Annotated in this window: 8 protein-coding genes; all 8 read right to left on the minus strand. The window is 46.2% G+C overall.

Going from position 1 to position 7,680, the window contains the following annotated elements; genetic code table 11:
• Window positions 1–164 precede the first annotated feature (164 nt).
• The 8 genes from QUA00_RS03130 to QUA00_RS03165 all read right to left on the minus strand — a co-directional run bounded on the left by QUA00_RS03130 (window position 165) and on the right by QUA00_RS03165 (window position 7,581).
• Window positions 165–317 (minus strand): hypothetical protein, encoded by a 153-nt coding sequence (locus tag QUA00_RS03130; protein WP_333408654.1) that lies wholly within the window; start codon window positions 315–317, stop codon window positions 165–167.
• Complete coding sequence (locus QUA00_RS03135) at window positions 304–657, minus strand: XisI protein (RefSeq protein ID WP_333408655.1); 354 nt, start codon at window positions 655–657, stop codon at window positions 304–306. Before QUA00_RS03135 ends, QUA00_RS03130 begins: the two co-directional genes overlap by 14 nt.
• Window positions 645–1,061, minus strand: a complete 417-nt coding sequence (locus tag QUA00_RS03140; RefSeq protein ID WP_333408656.1) for a XisH family protein — start codon at window positions 1,059–1,061, stop codon at window positions 645–647. Before QUA00_RS03140 ends, QUA00_RS03135 begins: the two co-directional genes overlap by 13 nt.
• A 117-nt stretch (window positions 1,062–1,178) precedes the next feature.
• The gene (locus tag QUA00_RS03145; protein WP_333308394.1) at window positions 1,179–2,447 is read right to left on the minus strand and encodes a glycosyltransferase family 4 protein; all 1,269 of its coding nucleotides are present in this window, start codon (window positions 2,445–2,447) and stop codon (window positions 1,179–1,181) included.
• A gap of 160 nt (window positions 2,448–2,607) precedes the next feature.
• Entirely contained in the window at window positions 2,608–3,045 is a 438-nt protein-coding gene (locus tag QUA00_RS03150; RefSeq protein ID WP_333147319.1) for an ATP-binding protein, read from the minus strand.
• A gap of 546 nt (window positions 3,046–3,591) precedes the next feature.
• Complete coding sequence (locus tag QUA00_RS03155; protein ID WP_333408657.1) at window positions 3,592–4,590, minus strand: sugar transferase; 999 nt, start codon at window positions 4,588–4,590, stop codon at window positions 3,592–3,594.
• A gap of 520 nt (window positions 4,591–5,110) precedes the next feature.
• Window positions 5,111–5,779, minus strand: coding sequence for a DUF3318 domain-containing protein (locus tag QUA00_RS03160; RefSeq protein ID WP_333109239.1), 669 nt, complete (start codon window positions 5,777–5,779; stop codon window positions 5,111–5,113).
• Between the two features lie 173 nt (window positions 5,780–5,952).
• Window positions 5,953–7,581: a DUF2079 domain-containing protein gene (locus QUA00_RS03165; RefSeq protein WP_333408658.1), complete on the minus strand. Its 1,629-nt coding sequence runs from the start codon at window positions 7,579–7,581 to the stop codon at window positions 5,953–5,955.
• Window positions 7,582–7,680: the final 99 nt, after the last annotated feature.

Raw genomic sequence — 7,680 nt, forward strand, 5'->3', positions numbered from 1 at the left:
TTTCCATTCCCCAAACAGGATTTTATAATTAATACGGTCTAGCTGCTAACTTTAGTTTTTTATGGATAAAACAATATAATTAAGTAGCTATTTTACACCCATCTTACTAATTTTATCTTATCAACGGGAGCGATTTCATTTACCGGAGCGATCGCCCCTAGCGCTCATTTCGGCAAAGGCTCCAATATTTTCTCAGAATGACTTGCTGCAACCGCCGCAAATAAAGCTTCATAATGATTCAAAGCTTCCTCAAATCCGTGACAGCCAAAGGAGTGAAATGAGGCTATAAATTTTTGTCTTTCATCAAACTGTGGCAAATTCTGTCAAAGGTCTTTTGCTAGGATGATGAAACCCCAAAACAATATCGCCCTTAGAAATTCCTGCTGCTAGTAAATCATCAACTACGCACAAATTCGTCCAATCTTCTTCTACCCAAATTTTACCATCTTTAATCCGAAGATACATCGTAATATGACGGAGCCGTTTTTTGCCATCCCAGCCCGAATGAAACCATAGATAGTGATCTCGTTCTTCGTCAAATGCTAGACGATGCTCTGGCTCTAATTCATCTAGTGCGATCGCCCCTTTGACGGTCATTTCATAATATCCAGTCAATATTTGTTTAATTGTATTGCGATAGTATTCTAATTTATCCATTCCAGAATTTCCTCCTTTGCCATTTCAACTACCATTAACAAAACCTGATTTTCATTAGTTATTACTTGGATAGACTTGCGTTTAAAAAAATCTTGGTATACGATATCATCAATTGCCAAATAGAGCCTGTATTCTGGAGCCGTGAGTTGAATCAGATTTCGGTAGACAATGTATTGACCGAGTGCCCCGTGGAAATCATACATTAGCGATCGCCCAATAAAGCTCTTAATTTCAACAACTATTTTTTGTCCTTGGCGTTCTGCGGCGATCGGCTTTTCTGCTGCTATATCGGCATACAACTCCGCATCCTCATATTTGATGAAGTACGGGTCAGCCGTAATTATCCAACCATCTTTTAGCAGGGCATTTTTAACTGCATTGTGATAGGTGTCTTTGGCAGGCATTGTAAAAACAGTTAAATATTACTCGCTCTTTAAATACAGTAAATACATTATAACTCTTAAGAGTCGGTTTCACCAAGAAACAAATAACGGTCGGTACTTACTAACCTAATGAGCTTATTATTTCGGCAAAGGCTGCAACAGCTTATCACCATGACTTGCTGCAACCGCCGCAAATAAAGCTTCATAATGATTCAAAGCTTCCTCAAATCCGTAATTCTCTACAGCATAACTTCTGCCTTGCTCGCCCAACGCATCCACCTTAGCAGGGTGCAGGTACAAATCCTCAACAGCCTCCGCCAAAGCCTCCGGATCTTCCGGCGCTACCACCACCCCGCCACCGCTTTGCTGCACAGCTTTGTGGGCAGTACCAGTTTCGGGAACCGACGCCAAAATAGCCCTGCCGCTGGCGAGAATTACTTGAATTTTTGAAGGCATATTGAAGTTAGTAACGCGGCGCTTTTGTACAACTAAACTAACATCAGCAGCAGCTAACAATTCTGGCAATTTTTCTCGCGGTTCAAATGGTAGCAGCATTACATTATTAGCTTTGTAAGTTTCGCAATCTTGTTGCAAGCGCGCCAAGGCTGTTGATTCCCCCACAATTACAAAAGCGATTTCGGGTATGTGTTTCAAACGAGCCGCTGCTTGGACAACTGTTTGCAAGCCTTGAGTTAGGGCAATATTGCCAGCATAGAGAACGACAAATTTGCCCTTGAGTTTGTGAGTTTCTCGAAATGAGTTACTTTCCTTGGGTAACGGCCGAATGAAATTGACATCAACCCAATTGGGAACGCAAACTATTTTTTCCGGGGGTACTCCCTGAGAGTGCAATTTTTTGACAAAACCGCTGTCGATGACGCTGACTTGGCTGGCTGTGCAGTATGCCAATTTTTCCAAAGCGTCAGCAATGCGAACTAGCAGTCCATTTTTTTTGACCAAGCCGACGCGCACGGCTGCTTCTGAGACGATATCCTGAACGTTGAGGACGATCGGGCAAGCGCGAATCCAGCCGTAAAAGGCGACTGGGACGCAAATCGGTAAAGGGGGCATTGTCGAGAAAATCACGTCTGGACGCCAGCCTCTGAAGGCTTGGACGGCGCTGGAGACGACAAAACTGCCGTCTAGCACAAGTCGGTCTAGGAGGCTGGGGTGGGGGCCGTTGACGCGCAGATAGCTGCGCTGAATTGTGACGCCGTTGTGTTCTTCGGTAAGGTAAAATTGGCCCTCATATGGCGGATAAATCCGGCGCTGGGGATAGTTGGGCATTCCTGTGACGACTCGGACTTGGTGCCCGCGCTTGACTAGGCCTTGCGCTAGTTCTGTCATCAGGGGGGCAATGCCGATCGGCTCTGGATAATAGTTATAGGAATAAATTAGAATACGCATAATATTTATTTTGAAGCAAATTGTCCTGCAGCCGCTTGCATCGAGCCTGCACCCGCAGAATTGCAGAGGATGTGGTTGGGTTCCGGGTAGGACAATAAGGGGCGAGGGATCTTTCACTGCTTGGGAAAGAAGCCGCCCTTACCGGGCGGGTATCGCGCCCTCAGCTAATGTTTTTTCGCATTACCAGGCAGTTGCGGCGATCGTCGGTACGGATATACCGAAGCTCGTCTGTGAGCTTGTACATGAACACCAGTCCCCTTTCTCCGTCTCTGTCCAAAGGATCGCGCTGCTCTTGCATGATCGAGTGCAGCTTTGCTTCTAAGTTGAAGGGTTGACCCCTGTCCCAAATCCTAATTTCTAAGTAATCGGCAAACACTTTTACCTCAATGTCTATGGGCGTCGTGGGGGGCAAGTTCTGGTGAGCGTGGCGGACAGCGTTTGTAAAGCCTTCGTTGATTATCAGCCGACACTGCCACCAGAAATCCGCTGGTATCATTGGCAAAACGATATTCTCCAACCATTCCAAAACGGATGTTAAAGCATTCAGGTCTGTTTCAACCTGCAGGTGCCACTCGGCCTTTGGTTGCTTGTCTTTCATCTTTCTTCCCCCAGGTCGGCCCCCACCACCGCTGTACTCAGCGCCGGAGGGAGAGAAAAAGGAGGGCAAGGTCTTGGCAACATATTAGTTAAGTCAAGCTTGAGTTGAAGAAGCCCGTTTTGCCTCAAGGTGAGCATTCCTTTCGCACCATTTACTCGCACAGCAAATGAGAGACTTCCGATACTGTAAGCCGCCTCGGTAGGGCGTTTAAATAGGGAAAATTTCCGAGTCAGCTTGCGAGGCAGTGATTTAAGCTTCGACCGTGTTAGCAGTCGCTACTTTTCTAAACACAGGTGAGTTCTTCTCGTCCTCGAAAATCATGCTGGGAGCATTTGAGTATGACTGGAACTGGCTAATTGCTAATTATTAATGCTCTGATTGCAGAGCTGGCAACTAGCTGTGCATTTTCTGGGCGTGTGAATTTTAACACTTAATGCTAACGTAGGTATTGCTAGCGATCGTCTGCTTGACTAAGTATCAAGTTTGAGTTCCCGCCGCCCGTCGGCAACAGCACCTGAAAGTTCAGGGCTGGGTTGTTGAGGGCTCCTACACAGCGCCACTATTTTTGTTAAAAAGGACTGTTACAGTTTTAACAATTAGTTTCAAGTCATACACCAGGCTCCAGTTTTGTTGGTATTTTAAATCTAAACGGATGACATCTTCAAAATCGCGGACTTGAGAGCGACCGTTGACTTGCCATTCCCCGGTCATCCCGGGTTTGACATCCAAACGCTGCCACTGAGGGACTTCGTAGCGCTCAACTTCGTCTGGGGTAGGCGGTCTAGTGCCGACTAGACTCATTTCGCCTTTGAGCACGTTCCAAAACTGCGGCAGTTCGTCGAGGCTGGTTTTGCGTAAGATGCGCCCGACTTTGGTAATCCGCGGGTCGTTGTCATTTTTGAAAAATGCGCCAGAAGCTTGGTTTTTGATTTGGTCTTTCATGGCTTCGGCGTTGGTACACATCGATCGAAATTTCCAAATCCGAAATTGTCTGCCCATCCAGCCACAGCGGGTTTGACCGAAAAATATCGGGCCTGGATCGTTGATAGTGATGGCTGCAGCTATGGGTACAAGCAAAATTCCTGTAATCATCAAACCGACGATTGCCCCAACGATATCTATCAGCCGCTTCACCCACGATTGCACTGAAGGGTGGGTCATCGGTAGGTGATTGTCCGAGGGGTTAGTCTCTGTGGGAGTTGAGGTTGCAGAGGGCTGCTCGATCGTCAGCACTTGATCTAGGCTGGTGAGAGCAAATACTGCCATCACCTGTGGCTTGAGACTTCGGAGCACCAAGTCGCTGCCACGCTGTTTGGCAAATTTCAGATTGCTGACTAAAGCACCGATCCCGCTACTGTCGATGAATGTCGTCTGACTAAAGTCTAGGACAATCTTGCTGGGAACGGTGCTTCCCGAAAAAAGTTGCTGGCAGGTTGTCTTGAAGTTTACGGCTTCAAGTACGCTCAAGCGCACGGGTATGTGAACTGAGGGAATCTCGTCCGAGTACGTTACCCGAAAATCTGCCTCTGGGGTTTGACTGACCATGAAGTCCTGGTTTCAAATTTCAAGCTGATGTCTTTAGCCTATTCTGTCCTAGCAGATCCACCTTTACCAAATATTATGGTTAACAAAAGGCTAGCTTTATACAAACTTTACAAAAACGCCTGCCAAGTCGCCCGCCGAGAATGATATCAAAGGCAAAAATAGACTTATAGCCTTTCGAGCTCTCATATGAGGTACTCATGGGCATAGGGCATAGGCCTCCGTGGGCATAGGGCATAGGCCTCCGTGGGCATAGGGCATAGGGCATACCTCACCACGCTTGAGAACCGCTATAAGTCTATTTTTGCCAGTTTTGGCCCAAAGATTTTTCAACGCAGTCGCTGCCAAACTTTGACATCGGAATCAAAATTTTTGTGGATTCAGGCCCCTTAATCTTGTCGTTAATAATTTTCCTGCCTGTCTTGCACCGGATAGCCATCGCAGTTAACAGTTAACAGCTAACACAGAAGTCAACAGTTAACGGTTAACTGGAAAACCCCGTACCAAGCGTCGGGGGATGAGGTTAAGAATTGTAGACGTTTTCTGACTGGGATGTTTCGCGGGTGATCGGTTTGACTTTGGCTTTGGCTTTGGCTGCGTTGCGTTTGAGGGCCTGGAGACGAGCTTCGTATTTAGCCCGCTGCTGTTTTTTGGAGGTTTGCTCGATTAAGGTTTTTAAGGCGCTGCCAAGGCTTTTGTAGGCGTTTGGGAGAGTGTAGCCGAAGCGGGTGGCTAGGGCGAGGGCTTTTTCGTCGGCGTCTATTGCTTCTTTTAAACTTTTCTCTCCGTTGTTTTTTTGGAAAAGTCTCCAGCCGGAGACGCCGCACAGGGATAGGGCCAGTAACAGCAGCAAGCCGTCTTGCACCCAAAGTTCGCCGACGGCGCCGCCTAAACCAATGGCGAGGGCTGCCATTTCCCAACCGTCTCTGGGGATGGTGTCGTTTTGGATTCTGGCGACTTCGTGCCAAAATAGGAGGTTGCGCTGATCCATTGCTAGCTGTTCCCAGCGGATCAGGTCTATTTGGATTTCTACCTGGTCTTTGCCTATTTCTTCGCTGCGGATCAGGGTAGGATTAACTTCTATTGTTTTTTCTACTGTTACCCAACTTTGGAGTTCTGGGGGCAGTATGTTTTTCAAGCGCCGGATCTCACTCATCTCGGCTCTTGCTGTAGAGGTTGCATAGGATGTCATAGCTCCGGCCTATTGATTTTCCAAAGGTTAATATGTGTCTGTTTCTGGAGTATAGCAAACCTTGAATCCAAATATAGTCGAGTAACGGGGGTCGATCGACCAATACTTGCAATTTTACTTGATTTTACTCTCAGGGGGCGATCGCAACTGCCTGCTAGATCATTGAATTTCGACTATTTCATCAACGGTTCGATTTCTTGCCGCAATTTCGACCAAGCCGACAAAACTTCCGGCTTAGAAGTTATGCCTTTTTGAACTAAAACAACTCCGTCCAATACTTCAGCAATTCCGTACAAACCATTCCGCAGAGCTACATCAGTAAAACGCACTCCCCCCCGAACTCTACCTCTGTCAACCTCAGCTTTCAAATTATTTTGCTTCAACTGCCACAAATCCAACAGCGCATAATCAATATCAACAACTTTTCCCTCTTCGTCTTTCATCTGCATCACTTCTAAACGGATGATGTTCCGGCGGCCAGAAAGGTGGGAAACGATATAACCGCTGGTAGAAACGCTAGCATCTTGGGGAATCAAACTTAAGACTTTTTTGACATTAGCTGCGTGTCCGAGTTGAGCCGGCAAAGATTGATAAACCCAAGGTTGAAAAGAATAAGGAGAGATGAAATACAAAGCTCGATTCGGATTGGAAGTGTACGTAAGCAGTATTGACAGACCGATACACCCAATCCAGAAGCGGTGGAACCTGGGTTTGAATTTATCTTGATGTTGCGACCACCACAGGATTGTACCGTAAAACAACCCCGGAATTATAGCAAATGTGTAGCGGGTGTTGATACCAGTAGCGGCCTTATTAACAACTTGCAGCAACAGAACCAGTAAAGGAAAAACAGTCATTAACCAGGCGCTAGGAGTAATCACAGGTACAAAGGCTAGCGGCAACCAATGACCTAAAAGATATAAAATTCGCCTACTTGCATCTTTAAAAAATACTTCTATTATAAGATGAGGTTGACTGATAATCGCCCAAAGCAGTTCTAGTGTTGACGGGTTCTCGGTTTTGACAAATTTCCTAAAGTAAGTAGCTAAGTACAAGCGGGAATTGTCAACCGAAAACATCGGCATAATTGTATTAGTTATGAACACCACGTAGCTAAAGCTGAGAGCGCACAAAGCTAGGCCGACGCGGGGGTAGCGCCGACTGACAATTAAATACGATCCGATGCCAAACAAGCTAATTCCAGCATCTTCGCGAGTGCCTAATGTTAAAACTGCGAACAGCCAAAATAGCGGCCAGCGCTGCTTTTCTAATGCTAGGAGCAAGCTAAATAGAAATAGAGGAATTTGGCAGTGTTCGTAAAAATTTCCCAGCGTCGGGCCGATGACACCATTTGCTCCGTAATAGCTGGCTACTATCATTACCGACAGGGGAACAGATAGATAGTGTCTTGCTAAGAAATACAGCACTATTCCGGCTGCGGCAATTAAAGCAACTTGCAACACTATCAGGGTAATGGGATATGGAAATAAGGCATAAATCGGCATCCAAATCAGAAAATCGATGACGAAGTGTTGGCCTAAATGAATGTAAGATGGGTAGGAAAGTTGTCTGTCCATCAGCGAAGCGCTGGAGGCGGCTGAGGACATTGAACTTTGAAAAAATCGACCGTGTATGCTATTCCAAAATACTTGGTTAAATAGACCGTTATCGTAGGTGGATAAGAAGCTTTCGTAGCGAATTATGCTAAAAGTTAAAACTAATACAAAAAAGATGGTTGCTAGGATTTTAACTTGACGCAATCCTGTTTGATTGTTCCAGTAGTAGAGAGGTTTAAATTTCATAGTTTTTGCTGAACGCGATATTTGCTGGGAGCATCTCACCTTTGCAGCCCTCCGCTAGAAATTGGAGTTTTGAGGCAGGAGGCAGGAGGCAGGAGGCAG

It is taken from the genome of Microcoleus sp. T2B6 (assembly GCF_036700475.1).
Lineage (GTDB): Bacteria > Cyanobacteriota > Cyanobacteriia > Cyanobacteriales > Microcoleaceae > Microcoleus.

Coding starts and splice junctions, on each gene's coding strand:
- QUA00_RS03155 (WP_333408657.1), bottom strand. CDS start 4,590: ATGGTCAGTCAAACCCCAGAGGCAGATTTTCGGGTAACGTACTCGGAC.
- QUA00_RS03135 (WP_333408655.1), bottom strand. CDS start 657: ATGGATAAATTAGAATACTATCGCAATACAATTAAACAAATATTGACT.
- QUA00_RS03150 (WP_333147319.1), bottom strand. CDS start 3,045: ATGAAAGACAAGCAACCAAAGGCCGAGTGGCACCTGCAGGTTGAAACA.
- QUA00_RS03160 (WP_333109239.1), bottom strand. CDS start 5,779: ATGACATCCTATGCAACCTCTACAGCAAGAGCCGAGATGAGTGAGATC.
- QUA00_RS03145 (WP_333308394.1), bottom strand. CDS start 2,447: ATGCGTATTCTAATTTATTCCTATAACTATTATCCAGAGCCGATCGGC.
- QUA00_RS03140 (WP_333408656.1), bottom strand. CDS start 1,061: ATGCCTGCCAAAGACACCTATCACAATGCAGTTAAAAATGCCCTGCTA.
- QUA00_RS03165 (WP_333408658.1), bottom strand. CDS start 7,581: ATGAAATTTAAACCTCTCTACTACTGGAACAATCAAACAGGATTGCGT.